The 18,697-nt window shown below is 72.3% G+C and carries 13 protein-coding genes; 6 read left to right on the top strand and 7 right to left on the bottom strand.

What is annotated here, in order from left to right:
* The first annotated feature begins 153 nt into the window (after positions 1-153).
* Genes CLV71_RS21520 through CLV71_RS21510 form a run of 3 tightly spaced genes read left to right on the top strand, consistent with a single transcriptional unit; the run spans position 154 to position 4,047 of the window.
* Entirely contained in the window at positions 154-390 is a 237-nt protein-coding gene (locus tag CLV71_RS21520) for a phosphopantetheine-binding protein (protein ID WP_133904601.1), read from the top strand.
* A gap of 43 nt (positions 391-433) precedes the next feature.
* The gene (locus CLV71_RS21515) at positions 434-2,749 is read left to right on the top strand and encodes a lantibiotic dehydratase (protein WP_133904600.1); all 2,316 of its coding nucleotides are present in this window, start codon (positions 434-436) and stop codon (positions 2,747-2,749) included.
* A complete protein-coding gene (locus tag CLV71_RS21510; RefSeq protein ID WP_133904599.1) occupies positions 2,746-4,047 on the top strand; it encodes an acyltransferase domain-containing protein in 1,302 nt (433 codons plus the stop codon). Before CLV71_RS21515 ends, CLV71_RS21510 begins: the two co-directional genes overlap by 4 nt.
* 56 nt (positions 4,048-4,103) lie before the next feature.
* Here CLV71_RS21510 and CLV71_RS21505 read toward each other — a convergent pair whose 3' ends face one another.
* From CLV71_RS21505 to CLV71_RS21495, 3 genes are all read right to left on the bottom strand, one after another.
* A complete protein-coding gene (locus CLV71_RS21505; protein ID WP_208297659.1) occupies positions 4,104-6,995 on the bottom strand; it encodes a helix-turn-helix transcriptional regulator in 2,892 nt (963 codons plus the stop codon).
* Positions 6,996-7,156: 161 nt separating this feature from the next.
* Positions 7,157-7,378 (bottom strand): hypothetical protein, encoded by a 222-nt coding sequence (locus CLV71_RS21500; RefSeq protein WP_133904597.1) that lies wholly within the window; start codon positions 7,376-7,378, stop codon positions 7,157-7,159.
* A 37-nt stretch (positions 7,379-7,415) separates the two neighbouring features.
* Positions 7,416-10,397: a type 2 lanthipeptide synthetase LanM family protein gene (locus CLV71_RS21495; protein ID WP_133904596.1), complete on the bottom strand. Its 2,982-nt coding sequence runs from the start codon at positions 10,395-10,397 to the stop codon at positions 7,416-7,418.
* A gap of 246 nt (positions 10,398-10,643) precedes the next feature.
* Here CLV71_RS21495 and CLV71_RS21490 point away from each other — a divergent pair, with 246 nt between their 5' ends.
* Both CLV71_RS21490 and CLV71_RS21485 read left to right on the top strand, forming a co-directional pair.
* Positions 10,644-11,243: a helix-turn-helix transcriptional regulator gene (locus CLV71_RS21490; RefSeq protein WP_133904595.1), complete on the top strand. Its 600-nt coding sequence runs from the start codon at positions 10,644-10,646 to the stop codon at positions 11,241-11,243.
* An 8-nt stretch (positions 11,244-11,251) separates the two neighbouring features.
* The gene (locus CLV71_RS21485; protein ID WP_243866620.1) at positions 11,252-11,563 is read left to right on the top strand and encodes a helix-turn-helix domain-containing protein; all 312 of its coding nucleotides are present in this window, start codon (positions 11,252-11,254) and stop codon (positions 11,561-11,563) included.
* A 53-nt stretch (positions 11,564-11,616) separates the two neighbouring features.
* Here the strand turns inward: CLV71_RS21485 and CLV71_RS21480 are convergent, their stop codons facing one another.
* The 3 genes from CLV71_RS21480 to CLV71_RS21475 all read right to left on the bottom strand — a co-directional run bounded on the left by CLV71_RS21480 (position 11,617) and on the right by CLV71_RS21475 (position 13,496).
* Positions 11,617-11,862, bottom strand: a complete 246-nt coding sequence (locus CLV71_RS21480) for a DUF6289 family protein (RefSeq protein WP_133904593.1) — start codon at positions 11,860-11,862, stop codon at positions 11,617-11,619.
* Positions 11,863-11,986: 124 nt separating this feature from the next.
* Positions 11,987-12,130, bottom strand: a complete 144-nt coding sequence (locus CLV71_RS47835) for a hypothetical protein (protein WP_166664192.1) — start codon at positions 12,128-12,130, stop codon at positions 11,987-11,989.
* A gap of 91 nt (positions 12,131-12,221) precedes the next feature.
* On the bottom strand, positions 12,222-13,496 hold the full coding sequence (locus CLV71_RS21475; RefSeq protein ID WP_133904592.1) for an ABC transporter substrate-binding protein: 1,275 nt from the start codon (positions 13,494-13,496) through the stop codon (positions 12,222-12,224).
* Positions 13,497-14,171: 675 nt separating this feature from the next.
* Between CLV71_RS21475 and CLV71_RS21470 the strand changes: the two genes are divergently transcribed.
* Positions 14,172-18,017 (top strand): glycoside hydrolase family 2 TIM barrel-domain containing protein, encoded by a 3,846-nt coding sequence (locus CLV71_RS21470; RefSeq protein ID WP_243866619.1) that lies wholly within the window; start codon positions 14,172-14,174, stop codon positions 18,015-18,017.
* A gap of 211 nt (positions 18,018-18,228) precedes the next feature.
* On the opposite strand, the gene CLV71_RS21465 is transcribed toward CLV71_RS21470, so the two are convergent.
* A complete protein-coding gene (locus CLV71_RS21465) occupies positions 18,229-18,696 on the bottom strand; it encodes a MarR family winged helix-turn-helix transcriptional regulator (RefSeq protein ID WP_133904590.1) in 468 nt (155 codons plus the stop codon).
* Between the last annotated feature and the right edge of the window lies 1 nt (position 18,697).

Below are 18,697 nucleotides of genomic sequence, written 5' to 3'. Positions count from 1 at the left end.
CTGGCGGTTCCCAGCGTGTCAGCGGACGGACCCGTTGCCAGCTGGGCAGTTCCGGCCACGGCCGGGGTGGTCACCTTTGCCCCTGCCGTGGCCGCCGCCCCCGGCCATACGTTCCTTCCCGTGTAGTTCAACGGTTTTCGGGAGGACGGAACCATGACCAGCGCCACCACCGACGTACTCGACCTCGTCGTGTCCACCTACCGCGAGACGCTCCGCCGCGACGAGCTCGGGCCCTACAGCGACTTCTACGAGGCGGGCGGGGACTCGATGGTGGCCTTCCAGATCGTCACGCGGCTCACCGCCGCGCTCGACGTCGAGGTCCCCATCGCGCTCGTGTTCGCCTGCCCCACCCCGGCCGACCTGGCATCCGCCGTCGACGACCTTGACTGACCGGCCTGCTGTGCGCACGGCCCCGAACGAACGGAGAGCGGAGATGAACGACGCGTCGGCACCGCGGGTCGGGAAGTGGCGGTTCTGGGACCAGTTCGGCCTGCGCGGCCCGGGGTTCCCGGCCGACGGGGTGCTGCGGCTCGCGCCCGAGGAGCTGGCGGCGGCCGCGGCGGAGTTCGCCGAGGGCAGGCAGCTGGGCGGACCCGCGTGGCAGGAGTTCGAGAAGCTGTTCGACGCCTCGGCCCTGGAGATGTCGAAGGCGCTGCTCGACATCGCGGCACAGCCCATGTTCCAGGCCGCCGTGGCGTGGCAGAACCGGGCGGTGCTGAAGTCGGGCATCGAGCCGTTCCTGAAGTGGGAGCCGGAGCTGGGGAAGCGGCCCAGCATGGCCCGCCAGCGCGAGGAGTTCGTCGCGCAGTACTGGCAGCGGTTCTGCGTCAAGAACGACACCATCGGCTTCTTCGGCCCGGTCGGCTGGGGCAGCTGGGACGACTCCGTCCGAGGCGTCGAGTTCGACCACGAGGACGACGGCCTGATCGCCGAGCAGAACGTGTACTTCGCGAGCTGGGCCATCGACGCGCTCGCCAGGACCGTGAGCGACGACCCGGCGGTCCGCGAGTGGGTGGCACCCACGCGGATGCCGTTCGTGCGGATCCTCGGTGACGAGATCGCCGTGCCCGGCCTGCGGCCCCGCGCGGTCGACCCGGTCCAGCGGCGGGTGCTCGAGCTGTGTGACGGCGTGCGCCCGGCCCGCGACCTCCAGCGCGAGCTGGGCGCCGGGGTGGACGTGGCCGCGGTGCTGGACGGGCTGGTGAAGCGCCGTTGGATCGTGTGGCAGCTCGAGGTGCCCGCCGACACCTACCCGGAGCGGCGGCTGCGGGAGATCCTCGACCGGATCGGTGATCCCGCGCTCCGGGACCCCGCACTCGCCCGCCTGGGCGTCCTCGAGGCAGGACGCGACCGCGTGCGCGCGTCGCTGGGGGACCCGGCGGCACTGACCGCGGCGATGGAGGCGCTCGAGAACGACTTCACCGAGCTGACACAGACGGCCGCGCAGCGGCAGAAGGGCCAGGGCACGAGCACGTCCCGCGCGGTCATCTACTCCGACAGCCGCCGTTCGACCCGCGTCCGGCTCGGCACCGACCTGCTCGACGCGCTCGGCCCGCTGGACCTGCTGCTGTCCAGCGCGAACTGGGTGACCTCGACCCTGACCGAGCACGTGCGCGAGCACATGCGCGGCATCTTCGACAAGCAGGCGGCCAAGGCCGGTCAGTCTACTTTGGACCTGTCGACGCTGTGGTTCGCGTGCATCGGCATGACACACGGCGAGGCCGTCGCCGACGCGACCGACATCCACCGGCTGTTCTGCAAGCACTGGGAGTCGATCCTGCAGCCGGCGCCCGGCGCCCGGCGGGTGAGGCTGACCAGTGCGGAGATCGCGGACCGGGTCCGGGAGGCGTTCGGCGAGACGGGCCACCAGTGGTCGACGGCCCGGTACGCGTGCCCGGACATGATGGTGGTGGCCGACGACGCGGACGCGGTGAACCGCGGTGACTACGAGGTCGCGATCGGCGAGATGCACATCGCCATGAACACGCTCGGGGCGTCGCTGTTCGTGCACCAGCACCCCGACCGGGCCGAGCTGCTGTCGCTCATCGACGCCGACCACCCGACGCCGCGGCTGATGCCGTTGCAGCCCAAGGCGAGCCGCGCGCGGCTGTCGTTGCGCACCCGGTACGCGCTGGTCCGCGACCAGGACTACAACGTGGCGCTCGCGGACGCCAGCGCCGACCCGGAGCGCGCCAGGACGGTCGCGAGCGCGGACGTGCGGGTCGAGGACCGGGACGGCGAGCTGGTGGCCGTGCTGCCCGACGGCGCCGTCTTCGACGTGATCGACGTCTTCTCCCAGGCGATGACCGTGCTCGCGCTGGACCTGTTCCGGATCGTGCCCGCCGACGCGGACTACTTCCCGCGCGTCACGATCGACCGCATGGTCGTGACGCGGGAGACGTGGCGGTTCGAACCGTCCACGATGGACTTCGCGAACGAGAAGAGCGAGGCGCGCCGGTACGTCCGGGCCCGCCAGTGGCGCGAGTCGCTGGGGCTGCCCCGGTTCGTGTTCGTCGTCTCCCCTACGGAGCCTCGGCCGTTCTACGTGGACTTCGACAGTCCCGTGTACGTCAACATCTTCGCGAAGGCCGTGCGCAGGCTGGTGCGGGACGACCCGTCCGGCCGCGTGACGATCAGCGAGATGCTGCCCAGCCCGGAGCAGACGTGGCTGACCGACGGCACGGGCAACCGGTACACCTCGGAGCTGCGGTTCGTGGCCGTGGACGACACCCAGGAGCGGACGCGATGACGGGCACCGACCAGAGGGCCGTCGTCCCGTGGCTGCTGTCGGCGGAGTCGGACACCAGTCTGCGGGCCGCGGCCGCCCGCCTGCACGGGTTCGTGGCGTCCCTGCCGTCACTGGACCCACCCCGTCTTGCCCGCGGTCTGGCCCGTGGGCCTGCGCTAGCGCACCGCGCCGTGCTCGTCGGCTCGGGGCGCGAGGAGTTCCTGGCGGGGCTGGCCGCGCTGGCTGCCGGGGAACAGGCCAGGAACCTGACGCAGGCCGGTCCGGTGGAGCCGGGCGGGGTGGTGTTCGTGTTCCCCGGTCAGGGTTCGCAGTGGCCCGGCATGGGCAGGGACCTGTACGCGGCGTCGCCGGTGTTCCGGACGCACCTCGATGCGTGCGCGGACGCGCTCGGCTCCTATGTGGACTGGTCGCTGCACGACGTGCTGACGACCCCGGACCCGACGCCGTTCGCGCGGACCGACGTCGTGCAGCCCGCACTGTTCGCGATGATGGTGGCGCTCGCGGGGTTGTGGCGCTCGTACGGTGTCGAACCGGACGCGGTCGTCGGTCACTCGCAGGGCGAGATCGCGGCGGCGCACGTGGCCGGTGCGTTGTCGCTGGCGGACGCGGCGCGGATCGTGGCGTTGCGGAGCCAGGCGTTGTCGGAGCTGTCGGACACGGGAGGGATGGTGTCGGTTTCGTTGCCCGCGGCGGAGTTGGCGTCGCGGATCGCGCCGTGGTCACGGCACATCGCGGTGGCGGTGGTGAACAGCCCCGGCTCGACCGTGGTGGCGGGTGAGACGGAGGCGCTGGCCGAACTGGAGGCGTCGCTGCTCGGGTCGGCGGAGGAGGTGACCGTCCGGAAGGTGAACGTGGACTACGCGTCGCACTCGCCCGCGGTGGAGCGGATCGAGGCCCGGCTCAGCCGTGACCTCGCGGGTGTGCGGGCGAGGCAGGCCAGGACGCCGTTCTACTCGACGGTGACGGGTGGCCTGCTGGCCGACACCAGTGTGCTCGGCACGGAGTACTGGTATCGCAACCTGCGGCAGACCGTCCACTTCGAACAGGCGACGAGGGCCCTGTGGGCGGACGGCCACGGCACGTACGTGGAGACGAGCCCGCACCCGATCCTGGCGCCCGCGATCGCGAACACCCTCCGCGAGCAGGACCCGACGGTCATCGCGACGTCGAGGAAGTACGACGGCGACCAGAGCCGGTTCCTGACGGCGGTGGCGAAGGCGCACACGCACGGCGTCCGGGTCGACTGGACCAGCGCTCTGGACGACCCCGTGCCAGGTCTGGCCGGCCGACCGGCCTGACCCGCGAGCGGCGCCGACCCGGGACTCGTCCTGTCCCGGGTCGGTGTCGTCGCCGGCTACGGGTCGACCGTGTCCGCCACGAACTCCGCCGCGAACTCGCCGAGTGCGATCCGGTTCGGCAGCCCGGTCTTCGTCTTCAGGTTCCCCACGTGCCGCTCCACCGTGCGGGGCGACAGGTGCAGCAGTGCGGCGATCTCCTGGTTTCCCAGGCGCCCCACCAACAGTCCCAGCACCTCGAACTCCCGGACCGTCACGCCCGCTGTCCGCAGTTCCACCGGGATGTCGTCCGCGCCGGTGCGGTGCTGCGGGACCTTCGCACCCGCCTTCCGCAGCAGCGCACGGCACGCCGCCGACACCGCACGCACGTCCCGGCCGTGGAAGTAGCCCTCGGCTTCGCGGAGCCAGGCCGCGGGATCACCCCAGCCGTCCGCCAGTGCCGCCTCCGCGACCAGCCGCAACCCGAGATGGCGGCTCATCTCGAACGGTTCGGCCAGTGCCAGCGCGTCGTCCATCGCGGCAACGGCGTCGGCCGCGCCGCCGAACCGGCCCAGCAGCACGGCGTGCGCGAACGACGTGAACTGCCGGTCCCAGCGCAGGGCACTCGCCGGATCCTTCGCGACCGCCTCGTACTCCGGCCAGCCCGCCTGCCCCGACAGCACCCGCAACAGGACGTCCAGCCCGTGTCTGCCCGACAGGTAGTAGACGCTGGACCCGCTGTCCGCACTGCTCACCGCACGTGCCAGCTCGTCATGCGCCAGCTCGCGGTCCTCGTCCAGCAGCGCGCAGAACGCCCCGGCCAGCCCGTGCACCCTCGGCGCGTGCAGCGTCAGGTTGCCGCCCCAGTGCTCGAACACCCCCAGGGCCGCCGCCATCGCGTCGCGGTCGCCCTCGTGCGCGGCCAGCACCGCCCGCAGCAGCGCCACGTACCGCGTCGTCTCCAGCAGCTTCAACCGCCCCGTGGACGCCAGCACCCGGTCGATGATCGACCGCGCTTCCGCGTACTCGCCCCGCAGGATCAGGTGCAGCGCGATGCTCGACTCCGCCTGGTACCGGGCGGTCACGGCACCGACCGCACCAGCCTTGACGCGAGCCTGCTCCAGCCGGGTCGTGTCCGCGGTGCGCAGCGCGTCGTCGTTGCCCAGCCGGATCAGCGCGTGGATCTCCCAGATCGGCAGCCCGTGGCGCACGGCCAGGGAGTTGGCGCGCTCCAGGCACCGCGTCGCCTCGTCCGGTTCGCGGTGGCGCACGATCGCGCCCAGCAGCTGCCACGCCTGGCACGCCACCACCGGCAGCGGCACGGTCTCCGCCACCATCGCCGCCTGCCGCGCCATGCGTTCCGCGTCGGGGAACCGGTCCGCGCCCGTCTGGTCCAGCGCCAGGTGCGCGGCGACCACGTCGACCGGCGCGAGGTCCTCCGCGGGCGCGTCCGCGCCGAGCAGCACCCGGGCGACCTCCACCTGCCGCATCGCCTCGTCGATCCGGCCCGCCACGGCCGCCGCCCACGCCAGCCGCGTGTGCAGGTTCGCCCGCCTGCGTGGCGGCAGGCCGCTGACCTGGTCCAGGCCCGTGATCTCGGCCAGCGCGCGCTCCACCTGACCGGCCTCGGCCAGCGCCAGCACGAGCTGCTCGAACGCCTCCGCCCGCGACTGCGGCGCCTCGGCCAGCAGCTCCCACGCCCGCTCCAGCAGCGACACCGCCGACGACGCCGCGCCGATGGCGAGCGCGCGCCTGCCCGCCTCCGCGAACAGCTCCCCCGCCGCGACTCGGTCGCCCGCCTCGAGTCGCAGCCGCGCCGCGATCTCGCACCACTCGCCGGGGTGGTCCGGGTGGACGGTGTCGACCGCGTCGGCGATCCTGCCCGCGAGCCGCGCCTGTTCGGACTGGTCGAGCTGTGCGAGCACCGCGTCGCGGGAGAGCTGGTGGTGGAAGGCGTACCAGTCGGCGGTCTGCTCGTCGATCGTGACGAGCCTGCTCGCGAGGTCGTCCTGTAGCAGGCTCAGCAACACCTGGTCGGAAAGCCCGGTGACGAGCTGGATGACGGCGAGCGGGAACCGGGTGCCGAACGTCGCCGCGGCCGAGAGCACCTCACGGGTCTGCGCGCCGACGTTCGCGACGCGGCCCGCGAGGGGGCCGACGAGCCCGAGCGTCGCGTTGTCCGGCTCCACGGCGAGGGTCCACGTGTCGCCGGTGCGCACGATGACCTCGTCGTCGAGCATGACCCGCAGCATCTCCTCGGCCATGAACGGGTTGCCGGTGCTGCCCGCCCACAGCAGCGCCATCACGTCCGCGGGCACCTGCTCGGCGGGCACGTCGAGCGACGCGGCGGCCATCCGGCACAGCTCGTCCTCGTTCAGCGGGTCCAGCTCGATCAGCGTGCACCGGCCGCGTTGGGCGGCGGTGCGCGCGAGCGTGTAGGCCGTGCTGTCGCGTTCCCGGATGCCGCCGACGACCAGCGTCGGCTGCGAGTCGACGTTGTCGACCAGGTACTCGAGCACCGCGAGCGTCTCGGCGTCGGCGTTGTGCAGATCGTCGAGCGTGAGCAGACAGCCCCTGCTCTGGCCGGTCAGTCCCGTCAGCTGCAGCATCGCCTCCGCGAGCACGACGAGCGACTCGCCGTCGTGGCCGGCGGCCGGGTCGCCCCACCCGGGCACGACGCGGCCGAGGATGGGCCCGTACGGGCCGAGCGCGGCCGGGTCGATCCGGTCAGCGCGCAACAGGTAGAGGATGGCCTCGGTCAGTGGGCGAAACGGGGTCGTCGGTCCGATGGTGCTGGCGCGGCCCCGCATCAGGCTCATGCCTGCCGCGTAGGCCTCCTCGCTGATCGAGGCTAAGAGGCGGGACTTCCCGACGCCGGCATCACCGGCGATGAACACCGCTCCCCCCTGGCCGTTCATCGTCCGTGCCAGCGCGGTCCCGACGGTCCTCAGCTCCCGATCGCGCCCGATCATGGCTGTCGATCCGTGGTACACGAGAAGTAATGGTACTGCGCCGCTGCGTGAGAGGCCCGACGACGAAGGGGCTCGCCCACTGCCACGCGGAAGACCGACCGGACCACCGAACCGTTGCCCTACGCCGCAACGGTTCGGTGGTCCGGTCGGGACAGGTCGCGTCAGACCTGCGGCGGACAGCAGGTGGTGTCCATGGTGAAGTAGCTCTCGGCCCCCGCCGCGGGGCCGCCGGCGACCAGGCTCGCGGTCACCATGGCCACCGGCAGCGCCACCCTGGCGAGAGCGGCGGCGCGGACGCCGAAGGTGACCGAGGGCAGCAGGCGCATGCGGCCCGCCGGTGCGTCGATCCCGGGCTCGGCGGTCTCGTTCTGGATCCCCGACATGTGTTTCCCTTCCCTACATTCGTTTCTTCCGTCAGTTTCAGCGGATCTCCGGCTGCAGCAGCAACACGGACGGCACTTCGCGCGGGGTGGCGAGCCGCAGCATCCCGTGGCCGATGCCCGCGCAACCGGTCAGCAGGCTCGGCGTGGGGATGCGGCCTGGCGTGCCGCACACGGGCCCCGCCCTGCGCAACAGCTCCAGCACCTGACCGGTGCGGCGCGACAGCGCGCGGGTGGCGGGGCCGTGCCGCGGGCCCGCCTCGGCGAGCGTGGCGAGCACCTCGAGCACCCCCAGCTCGCCGTGGCACAGGGAAAGGTCCCGGCACGGCGGGCCGTCGGCCAAAGCCGTGACGTCGGCCGCCGAGGCCTGCCCCGGCACGCACGAGGCGGCCAGGGCAAGGCCCGCACCGCCCTCGCACCAGCCGCCGCCGGTCCTGGCACGCGCGGCGACCAGAGCGGCCGCCCGGTGCCCGGCCTCCCGGTGGCGTGGTTGCGGGCCGAAGGTGTTCAGCGCCCACGCGACCCCGGCGAGGCCGTCGGCGAAGGACAGCGGGCGGGTGCCCACGTCCCGGTCGGCGAGGTCGGCGAGCCGGTCGGCACAGTCGCGCGCGGCGGTCGCCGCGGTCTCGAGCCCGAGGTCGGTGTGCACCGCGGTCATCGCGGCGAGGCAGCCGGCGAGACCGCCGGACCAGCCGGGCTCGGTCGTCGTGCCCGCGGACTTGGCGGCCACCTCGGACAGGTGGGTGGCGCAGTCACGCAGGACCGGGGAGTCGAGCAGGCAGGCGAGCCGGGCGAACGCGTAGGTGATGCCACCGAGGCCGGTCATGCCACCCCAGCCCGCCGCCTCGGCCAACTCGGGCCGCGCGGTGAAGGCCTGGGTGAACGCCGGTGCGTCGGCGACGACCCGGCCGGCGTACTCGGCGTACCGGCCGATGCCGGTGACCTCGGAGAGCTGCGCGAGGAAGAGCGCCACCCCCAGATATCCGGTGCCGAGGCTCGCGCCCATCGGCAGCACCAGCCACTGGCCGTCGACGTGCTCCAGGCCGAGCCAGTTGACGTGCTCGCCCGCCGCCGCGTGCGCGACGATGCGGTCGCCCATCGCACGGGCGGCGGTGACCAACGCGTCCGGGTGCACGACGGAGGTCGTGGCGACGTTCGGCAGGGCACCGGCCGGCGGATGCGCGGGCGCGCCGCGGCGGGTCGCGAGCGTCGCCGAGATGATCCACTCCTGCGCACGCCGGTCCACCTCGCCCATCCCGGCGAGTGTCGCCAGTGCGGCACTCACCCCCGCCTGGGGCAACGACACCGGCAGGGGCCGCCCGCCGGGCAGCCGCAGCTCGCCGGAACGGGCACAGGCCAGGAACATCGGCACGTCGCCGTTCCACAGCGCGGCCAGCTCGTGGGTGACCAGCGCACCGAACAGGGGGTGCGCGGCGCGGCCCGCGTACAGCACGGACAGCGCCTCGTCGCGGTCGAGCGCGTCACGCAGCACGTCCGGGTGGGTGGTCTCGTCGAGCAGCGTCGCGTACATCCAGCTGGGCCGGGTGACCACGCGGACCTCCAGGTCCGCGCACGTCCGCACGAGCGCCGCGAAGTCCGCGCGGTGGGTGGTGATCGCGTCGTAGGCCTGGCGGAAACCGGTCAGCAGCGCCTGTTCGTGGTCGCCGGGGTCGACGTCGGCACCGGCGATCCGCGCCCGGTTCGCCGAGCCGGTCATCACCAGTTCGCGGCGGGTGATGCGCATCGAGTCGGTGCCCGCGTCGAGCCAGTCGACGACGCTCGCCGGGCTGTTGCCGCCCCGGTCGCCGCCGAGGCCGGACAGGTCCGCGACACCCTGCTCGCCCACGACCATGAGCGGCAGCAGGCAGGTACGATAGACCGACGAGGACAACACGTCGGTGGCCGGGTCGCCCGTGCCCGCGGCGAGTTCGGCGTTGAACAGGGTCTCGGTGTCGATCAGGACCGGGGTGTCGCCCGCGGCGATCACGTTCTCGTAGTGCATGTCCGTGGCACGCAGCAGGTGCAGCACCGCGAGCAGCGCGCCCTGGCGGCGGTAGAACCGGTCGGCGCCGGTACGGCCGGTCAGCTCGCGGGCCGGGGCGAACTCGGACCAGCCGTACCCGGGCCTCGCGATCGTGGTGACGGCCCGAGGGCACTGGCCGGGCAGCGCCTCGGCCAGCAGGGCGAGGAACTCCCCGACGCGCACCTGGGTCGTGACATCCCTTGGCTTGTAGACGATCCGGGTGCCGTCCGCGAAGTCGACGAACGCGACGGTGCGGCCGCCGTCGTGGCGGTCGCCGCGCCCGGCGGTGATCGCGGTGACCGCGCCAGGGTCGGTGCCGCCGCACAGCGTCGCCACGATCAGGGTGCGGTCGGCGTCGAGCCGGTCGAGCAGCTCCAGCGTGGCGGTCACGGAGGCGTCGGTGGTCTGGGCGAGCAGCCGGGCCAGCACCGGGTAGCGGCCGAAGAGGCCGGTCAGGCCCTCGGTGGTGGCGATCGCACGGGCGAAGCAGAGGAAGCGGGCCCGGCCGTCCGCGCCGGTGAGGCGGCCCGCGCCCTTCCAGTCGTGCAGCTCGGTGACCAGTGTGCGGACCGCGAGGGAGACGAGGTCGTGGCGCAGCACGGCGCCGATGGCCGGCAGGTCCAGGGATTGCGGGGCAGCCGCGCCGATCCGGTCGAGGGCGTCGGCGACGAACGGGTCGAGCACGTGCCCGAACGCGTCCCGCCAGGTCTGCCCCAGGTCGGTGTCGGGGTCGGCGGCGCGGACGACCCGCTCGGTGGTCTCGACCCACACCGGCCTGCGAGTCCGGGCGGCGAGCGCGGCAGGCGCCTCGGACCGGAGGTCGGCGACGGTGCTCGCGTCGGCGCCGAGGTCGGCGGCGAGCACGGCGAACAGGTCGGCCGGGTCCGAGGGGACCGCGGGTCCACGGTCGGTGACGCGCTCGTGCAGCGCCAGCGCCGGTGCCCACCAGGCCGGGTTCGGCCAGGTCGTGGGCCCGGTGTCGGGGCTGCTCGGTGTCATGTCCACCACACTGCCGGGACCCGGCACGCACGTCATGAGGGTCGAACCCGCACTTTCTCGTGCGGGCCGAGGAGCGCCCGTGCGGTGGACTGCGGGCCGGGGTGGGGTGCTGGTACGCGCCTGGACCGGTTTCGCGCAGGTGGGCGGCTGCGTGGTGAATGTGCGGGGCCGCACCGGATGTGCGTGCCCGTGTCCTTCGGTGAAGCTTCTCCCAAGGTTTGCGGCCCGGTTCGAGGAGGAGTGGCGATGGGTGTCCCGGTCCCCGTGAGCGTCGCGGCGCTCGACCCCATGGTGGAGTCCGGCGCGACGGCCGTACTGCGCTCCCGCCCGGACATCACGGTGGTCCCGCCCGGCGAGAGCCCGCTCGTCACCGTCGTGGTGGTGGACGACGTGGGCGAACGAGAGCTGGATCTGGTGCGGCGGACCCGCGACGCCGCGCACCGCCCGGAGGTGGTGCTGGTGGCGGCGGACCTGACGGTGACGGCGGCACTGCACGCGCTCGCCGCGGGCACCCGCGGGTTGCTGCGCAGACGCGAGGCGAGTGCCGACCGGCTGGCGGACGCGGTGCTGGCGGCGGCCGACGGGGCCACGACGGTGCTGCCTGAGATGCTGGACGACCTGCTGACCTGCGTGTCGGGGGCGCAGGACGGCGCGTCGGCACTGAGCGAGCGGGAGCGGGCCGTGCTGCGCCTGGTCGCGGACGGTCAGGACACGGACGAGATCGCACGGGAGCTGTGCTACTCCCCGAGGACGGTGGCGAGCGTGGTGCACGACGTGATCAGCAGGTTCCGGTTGCGGAACCGGGCGCACGCGGTGGCGTACGCGCTGCGGACGGGCCTGCTGTGAGCGCGCCGGTGCTGGACGCTGACGTGGTGGCGGCACAGGTGGCGGTCCGCGCGGGCGACGGGTCCGTGCCGAGGGAGCTGCTGTTCCGGGCGCTGGGCGGCGGCACGAGGTGCCACCCCGCGCCGCGCCCGCACCTGACCCCGCGCCAGACGGCCGTGCTGAGCCTGATGGCGGACGGTCTCGGCAACGCCGACATCGCGGCCGGGTTGTCGTGCTCCGAGCACACGGTGAAGAACGTGATCTACGAGACGATGTCGCGACTGCAGGCCCGCAACCGCGCGCACGCGGTCGCGTCGGCCGTCCGGTGCGGCCTGATCTGACCCGCCCTCGGCCAGGTACCCCGAACGTCAGGCGCGAACCGTCCCGGCGCAGGTCACTGGCATCGTGCCTGTGTCGTCACCTGGTAGATCGTCGTCTCGCCCCAGGAGATCGTGGAGCCGTCGCAGAAGAGGGTGAAGCCGCCGACGATGACCTCGTGGGTGACGTCCGTGTAGTACATGCGGTCGCACTGATAGCCCGCCCTGCACGCGGGGATCGCCGACGCCGGTGCGGCCACCACCAGTGGGGCGGCGACCAGCGCGGACACCAGAGCGACGGTGCTGACAACCCGACGAACCATGGAACGCCTCCTCGGCTGAACGCGACTCTTTCTCACGTTAGTCGAGGGGACACGTTCCGCAATCAACCGTTCGGTGGCCAGTTACCAACCACTTCTTGCCGAGGCCACGCCGCCGACGACGGGGTCAGTCCCGAAACGACCCGTCCTCGCGGTAGCGGTGGCGCCGCAGGGTGTGGCCGCACTGCGGGCAGTTGCGCACGAACAGCTTGGGCAACCACACCCACCAGACCAGCAACAGGCCGCGCAGCCCCCTGAAGACCCTCGACATGGTGCATGTCCGGCAGTCCCGACACCCCACCGCGTCTCCCCCTCACCTCGTCAACCGCAACGCGTCGTGCGTCAACAGTTTCACGCCACCGTCAGCCCCGTTCCCAGCCGGGCATGGGGAAGACCGGTTCGGCCACGGCCCGGTCGGCGGGGAACACCACCTTCAGGACGCCGCCCTGCCACTGCATGATGTACGACTCGGCCCGCTCGTTGTCGCCCTTCGCGTCGAACTTGACACCGAAGCCCTGCGGGGTGCCGCCGTCCGCGATGTTCGTGGCGTTCGCCGCCTCGCGGATGGAGTCGCCGGTCACCTGTCCGGACCTGACCGTCCTCGGCAGCACGTCCTTGACGAGCACGAAGGTGCCGCCGAGCCCGTCACCGCAGTGCACCAGGCAGTCGCGGCCGTACCGCTGCCTGAACGCCGACCGCAGGTCGTCGGCCACCTCCCGGGCGTCGGAGGCGAACTGGAGGGTGTTCATCTCGGCCACCGCGGGTGGCTCCACGTCGTAGACACCCTCGATTCCCCTGGCGCCGAACTTGTCCAGGAACGCGGACGAGCTGAACCCGGCCGACCCGATGAGAGCCGTCAGCCGCAGGTCCTGTGCCCGCGCCGCCTGCCAGAACAGGGGGGTCGAGGCGACGAGCGGGGCGGCCAGCACGACGTCCGGGCTCGCCTCCTTGAGCCGCTGCACCACGGGCGTCAGGTCGGTCGAGCTTTCCGGATAGGACTCGTTCGCCACGATGGTCACGTTCTTCTTCCGCGCCAGGTCGTCGATCGCCTCGGCGACGCTGGTGCCGAACGGACCGTCCTCGTGCGCGATCGCGACCCGCACGTCCGCGAGCGGCCTGCCCATCGTCGGCGCGAGGTACTGCTCCAGGAAGTCGATGTCGGCAGCGGCGTAGGTGGTCGCCGTGCTGACCGTGCGCAGGACGTAACGGTTGCCGTCACTGGCGATGTTCGGCGCGGCCGCCCCCAGTTCCCACAACATGACGCGGTTGCGCTCGGCGACCGGCGCGACGGCCTGCGCGATGCTGGAGGCGTACGAGCCGATGATCACCTGGACGCCGTCGTCGTCGACCATCCGCTGCGCCACGGCGGCACCGGTGGCGGGATCGCTCTCCGAGTCGCCCTCGACGATCCTGATCTTCGCGCCGCCCACGCCGCCACGGTCGTTGGCCCACTCGAGGACCATCCTGGCCGCGTTGCTCTGGTCGGTGCCCAGCGCCGCCATGGGGCCCGTGGTGGGGAAGAGGAGCCCGACGACCACCTCGTCGACCGACGAGGCCGCGCCGCCGCAGCCGGCCACCAGGAGTGCCGTGCCCAGCACCGCGCCGAACCGGCGTGTTCTCCCCGCCTGCCAAGACATTCTGCGTACCCTCCGAAAGATCGGCGTTGATCAGCCGAGATGGTAGGCCCAGGCCGGCACGCCATGGTCCCCCGTACCCGGTGGGCTGAGACCGTGCCACAGTGCACGCGCAGTGCGCAATCACCGAAGATCAACCGCGCCGACGAGCCCGACCGGAGCGGCACACGCGCAGGGCACTGACCGACCGCGAACCCCGCGGCCTTCCGCGACTCCGGTCCGGCCCTACTGTCTCCGGCTCGGCAGTCTGGCCGGCGCACCGGCACCCGCCGCGAGGCGCGGGGCCTGGAGGGTCTCGGTGGCGTCGGGGAAGCGGTGGACGGGGCTTGGCCCGCGGTGGGCGCCGAGGCGTACCTCGACGGCGCCCTGACGAGCGGCGGTCGCGTGCCGTCGGTCAACGCCAGGGGGTCGTGGCCTGGAGCACCGCTTCGCGGAGCGCCACGGTGCGCAGCCGCGTCACCTCCTGGTACGTCGTGTCCCGGCACCGGGCGCGGCCGATCCCACCGGCCACCCTCGCACAGACCGCTCGCGAGTCAACACTTTCCAACAGACAATATGGAGGGAAAGTGTCGAGCCTTAGTGTGAGTGAGTGTGAATCTGTGAGTCGCTCGGGAACGGGGTGGTTCAACGGTGTCTCCCTCGTCATCGGATCGTTCGGGGTCGGTCAGTCGCCGCAGGTTGCTCGAGGGAGGCGCCGCGCTGTTCGGCGGCCTCGCCCTCCCGGGGGTCTCCGCGTGGTGCGCGCCGGCCGCCGCGGCGGCCGCGGGGTGGCCGCCGCCGCCCAACGGTCTGCCGGAGTGGAACGGCAACATCCGGATCTTCGAGGTCAACGCGGAACCACCGCATGCCACGCTGATGCCGTACGCGGATCTCCACGGCGCGCTGGCCTGCGACCGGACCCGTTCGCCGTTCCGGCTCGACCTCGACGGGGACTGGCGGTTCCGGCACGCGAGCCGCCCCGACGAACGCGACCCCGACTTCTACCGCGAGGACGTCGACGACCACGACTGGGACACGATCCCGGTCCCGGCGAACTGGCAGCCGCACGGCTACGACTTCCCGATCTACGTGAACATCACCTACCCGTGGTGGGGCGCCAACGGCCAGAACGAGAACGCGCAGCCGCCGTTCGCGCCGACCCGGTTCAACCCCGTCGGCCAGTACCGGCGCACGTTCAGGCTCCCGTCGGGCTGGCCGGCCCGGCGGACGTTCCTGCACTTCGAGGGCGTGAAGTCGGCGTTCTACGTGTGGGTCAACGGCCGGATCGTCGGGTACCGCGAGGACTCCTACGACGCGGCCGAGTTCGACATCACCGACTACCTGAGGCCGGGGACCAACCAGCTCGCCGTCGAGGTGTACCGCTTCCCGGACGGCGACTGGATGGAGGACCAGGACATGATCCGGCTCTCCGGGATCTTCCGGTCGGTCTACCTGTTCTCCACGCCTCCCGTGCACCTGCGGGACTTCCGCCTCGACACGCCACTGCGCGACGGGTACACGAACGCCGACCTCGCCGTCACGGCCAGCGTGCGCGACTACGGCGGGTCGGCGCACGGGACCTACACGGTGGAGACCCAGCTCTACGACGCCGCCGACCGGCCCGTGTGGCGTGATCCGTTACGACAGCGCGTCGACGTCGGCTCGGCACCCTCGGGCGAGGACGTCACGGCGACGGCCGCCAGGGCGGTGCCCGCGCCGAAGCTGTGGTCGGCCGAGCACCCGGACCTCTACACGGCCGTGCTGGTCCTGCGCGACCCGTCCGGCAGGGCGATCGAGACGCTCTCGTGCCGCGTCGGGTTCCGCGAGTTCGCGATCGTCGACGGGCTCATGCGGATCAACGGCCAACCGGTGAAGCTGCACGGCACCAACCGCCACGAGATGCATCCCGACCGCGGCGCCGCGCTCACCCGCGACGACATGGTCGCGGACATCGGCGTCATGAAGCGGATGAACATCAACGCCCACCGCACGTCGCACTACCCCAACAACCCCACCTGGTACGAGCTGGCCGACGCCTACGGCCTCTACGTGCTCGACGAGACCAACCTGGAGACCCACGGCGTCCGCGACCGGGTCCCCGCCTCGGACCCGGACTGGACGGACGCGGTGGTCGACCGCGCCATGCGGATGGTGCACCGGGACAAGAACCACGCTTGCGTGGTGATCTGGTCGCTCGGCAACGAGGCGGGCGCGGGCAGCAACTTCGTCGCGATGCACGACGCGATCCGCAGCTACGACACGACGCGGGTGATCCACTACGAGGGCGACAACCGGCCCGAGGTCAGCGACATCCGCTCCCACATGTACGAGCCGCCGTCCACAGTGGAGCAACGGGCGCACGACACGTCGGACACCAGGCCGTACGTCATGATCGAGTACGCGCACTCGATGGGGAACTCCACGGGGAACCTCGAGGAGTACTGGGACATCGTCCGCGCCCACCCGGTCCTGCAGGGCGGGTTCATCTGGGACTTCGTCGACCAGGGCCTGCGCCGGCGCACCCCGCCACGCAAGCTGCTCACCGAGACCGGACCCGAGGCGCTGCGTGCCGAGCTGACCCCCGCCGCGTCCTTCGACCGGACGAAGGGCCTGTCCGGCGGCGCGATCTTCGCCTCGGACGAGGGCCTCGACCTCACCGGCTCGCTGACGCTGGAGGCGTGGGTCACCCCCGGTTCGGTCGGCGGGCACCAGCCGATCGTCGCGAGGGGCGACCACCAGTACTCGCTCAAGCAGACCGAGGGCAACCTCGAGTTCTTCGTCTACGCGGGCGGCTGGATCTCGGTCACCACACCGCTCCCGGCGGACTGGACCGGCCGGGAGCACCACGTCGCCGGAGTCTTCGACGACAGGGCGAACACCCTGACGCTGCACCTTGACGGCCGTGCGGTGAGCCAGCCGACCGACCGCGCCCCCGACAGCACGAGGACGCAGGTCGCGGTCGGCACGGAGGCCGAGGACCCCGACCGCGTGTTCAGCGGGACCATCCGCGCCGGCCGCGTCTACGCCCGGGCGCTCTCCCCCACCGAGCTCGCCGACGGGAGCCGCGACGTACACGACCCCGACGTGCGGCTGTGGCTGGACACGTCCACCGCCGGCTACACCGAGCAACAGCCGGCGCAGCGGACCTTCCTGGCCTACGGCGGTGACTGGGGCGACAATCCCAACGACGGCAACTTCTGCGCCAACGGCATCGTCACCGCGGAGCGCGCGCTCGGCGGGAAGGCCGTCGAGGTCAAACACGTCTACCAGTACGTCAACGTCACCGCGGGCGCGACGGCAGGCTCGGTGACGATCACCAACGAGCACCTCTTCACGAACGTCGACGCCTACGACGGCCACTGGGCGCTCGTCGCCGACGGCACGGTGGTCCAACGCGGCCGGCTCACGCGAGAGCAGCTGAACGTGCCGCCGCTGTCGAGCCGGACGGTCACCGTGCCCTTCCGGCGCCCGACCCACCCGGTACCCGGCGAGGAGCACTTCCTGCGCCTGTCGTTCACCACCGCGGCACGCACGCCGTGGGCGGACCCCGGTTTCGAGGTGGCCTGCGAGCAGCTGCCGCTGGACCTCGGCAGCCCGGCCGTGACACCGGTACCGCCGGCACGCGTGCCGACGGTGACCGTCCGCGAGTCCGACGACGACGTCACCGTCGGCGGCCACGACTTCAGCGTCGTCGTCGCCAAGACCACCGGCACCATCACCTCCTACGTTGTCGGCGGCACCCCGCTCGTGAAGTCCGGGCCCGTGCCCAACTTCTGGCGCGCGCCCACCGACAACGACCGCGGCAACGGGCAGCCGAGCCGCAACGGCACCTGGCGCTACGCGGGTGCGGATCGGCTCGTCACCGACGTCACCGTCCACACCGACTCGGACAGGGCGGCGGTGGTCACGGTCACCGGCACCCTCCCGACGACCGTGCCCTCCACGTACACCACCACGTACACGATCTTCGGCAACGCCGAGATCAGGGTCGACAACACCCTGCACCCGGGTTCACCCACCCTGCCCTACATCCCGGAAGTGGGCACCATCTTGTTGCTGCCCGGGGAACTGGACATCGTCGAGTACTACGGACGCGGCCCGGAGGAGAACTACTGGGACCGCAACACCGGCTCCCACGTCGGCCGGTACACCTCGACCGTGGCGCGGCAGTGGACCGACTACATCCGCCCGCAGGAGAACGGGAACAGGACCGACGTGCGCTGGCTCGCGCTCACCGACCGGCACGGCAGCGGGCTACTGGCCACGGGCGAGCCGCTGCTGGAGACCAACGCGTCCCACCTCACCCCCGAGGACCTGTCCGTCGGGGCCCGGCACGACTACCAGCTGACCCCACGCGCCGAGGTGGTGCTTCGCCTGAACCACCGGCAGATGGGCGTCGGCGGCGACGACAGCTGGGGCGCACAGACACACGACGAGTACAAGCTCTTCCCCGACCGCGACTACCGGTACACCTACCGGCTACGCCCCCTCACCCGCCGGGACGACCCCATGGCCCTGTCCCGCCGCCCGACCGCGACGAGCTGACCGGGCCGCGTTCGACCCACGTCGAGGATCGAGGAACCGTCGACAAGCTGCGCCGGATCGGTCGCGACGTCTGGCGGGTGGGGCGGCACCGTGCACCACATCGCCGAGGAGAGCGGGCGTCACCGGATCACGGTGACCCGCACCCGGTGCACGGCGGTGGACGCGGTCCGGTGGCCGCGCGAACGGGAGTACGTGGCCGACCCTCGCGGGCTCACGGGTCGGTCTCGCCGGGTGGGTAGGTGAAACGGGTGAGCAGGTCGAGGAGCTGGGCGCGTTCGCCGGGGTCGAGGTGGGCCGTGGTGCGGTCGGCGAGGGGCCCGGCGGCGAGGTGGGCGGCGTCGAACACCTCGAGGCCGGCGCCGGTCAGTTCGACGGTCCTCGCGCGGCGGTCGGCGGGGTCGGTGCGGCGGGTGGCGTACCCGGCGTTCTCGAGGTCGTCGATGACGCGGACCATGGAGGCCTTGTCGCTGCCGACGGCGGCCGCGAGGTCGCGTTGGTTGGCCGGGCCGTTGTTGGCGAGCTCGATGAGGACGGCGAAGTGGCGCAGCTCGATCCCGAAGGGACGGATGGCCTCGGCCATCGCCGTGGCGGCACGGTTGTGGGCGCGTCTGAGCAGGAGGCCGAGGGCGAAGGGCGAGGGGTCGCCCGGCTTGCCGGTGGCACGCGGAACGCTGCTCATG

It is taken from the genome of Actinophytocola oryzae (assembly GCF_004364325.1).
Taxonomy (GTDB): Bacteria; Actinomycetota; Actinomycetes; order Mycobacteriales; family Pseudonocardiaceae; genus Actinophytocola; species Actinophytocola oryzae.
Note: the sequence above shows the minus strand (reverse complement) of the source record. Positions and strands in the feature narration are given on the sequence as shown.

Coding starts and splice junctions, on each gene's coding strand:
- CLV71_RS21520 (WP_133904601.1), top strand. CDS start 154: ATGACCAGCGCCACCACCGACGTACTCGACCTCGTCGTGTCCACCTAC.
- CLV71_RS21515 (WP_133904600.1), top strand. CDS start 434: ATGAACGACGCGTCGGCACCGCGGGTCGGGAAGTGGCGGTTCTGGGAC.
- CLV71_RS21510 (WP_133904599.1), top strand. CDS start 2,746: ATGACGGGCACCGACCAGAGGGCCGTCGTCCCGTGGCTGCTGTCGGCG.
- CLV71_RS21505 (WP_208297659.1), bottom strand. CDS start 6,995: ATGATCGGGCGCGATCGGGAGCTGAGGACCGTCGGGACCGCGCTGGCA.
- CLV71_RS21500 (WP_133904597.1), bottom strand. CDS start 7,378: ATGTCGGGGATCCAGAACGAGACCGCCGAGCCCGGGATCGACGCACCG.
- CLV71_RS21495 (WP_133904596.1), bottom strand. CDS start 10,397: ATGACACCGAGCAGCCCCGACACCGGGCCCACGACCTGGCCGAACCCG.
- CLV71_RS21490 (WP_133904595.1), top strand. CDS start 10,644: ATGGGTGTCCCGGTCCCCGTGAGCGTCGCGGCGCTCGACCCCATGGTG.
- CLV71_RS21480 (WP_133904593.1), bottom strand. CDS start 11,862: ATGGTTCGTCGGGTTGTCAGCACCGTCGCTCTGGTGTCCGCGCTGGTC.
- CLV71_RS47835 (WP_166664192.1), bottom strand. CDS start 12,130: ATGTCGAGGGTCTTCAGGGGGCTGCGCGGCCTGTTGCTGGTCTGGTGG.
- CLV71_RS21475 (WP_133904592.1), bottom strand. CDS start 13,496: ATGTCTTGGCAGGCGGGGAGAACACGCCGGTTCGGCGCGGTGCTGGGC.
- CLV71_RS21465 (WP_133904590.1), bottom strand. CDS start 18,696: ATGAGCAGCGTTCCGCGTGCCACCGGCAAGCCGGGCGACCCCTCGCCC.